The following is a 261-nucleotide window of genomic DNA, read 5'->3' on the forward strand; positions in this document are numbered from 1 at the left end:
GTGTTCCAGCGCGTCCAAAAGCGGTACAAGTGGCGTTAACGGTGTGGCTCAGCGCCCGGCTGTGACCACCGGTCAGTATGTGGTCAAGCGTGGCGATACGTTGTTCTCGATTGCCTTTCGCTATGGTTGGGACTGGAAAGCCCTGGCGGCCAAAAACAACATTGCGGCGCCGTATACGATCGGTCCGGGGCAATCAATCCGTTTCGATGGACGTGCAGGAACCGTCCCTTCAGGGGGCACGACAACCACCGTGGTTTCGTC

General features: G+C 58.6%; 1 protein-coding gene. It reads left to right on the forward strand.

Annotated features, from left to right (window positions below; all coding sequences use genetic code 11):
- Window positions 1-261: LysM peptidoglycan-binding domain-containing protein (locus AAEZ06_RS27610; RefSeq protein WP_350617311.1), on the forward strand; the 261-nt coding region annotated here is incomplete at both ends.

Source organism: Pseudomonas sp. HY7a-MNA-CIBAN-0227 (assembly GCF_040310325.1).
Lineage (GTDB): Bacteria > Pseudomonadota > Gammaproteobacteria > Pseudomonadales > Pseudomonadaceae > Aquipseudomonas.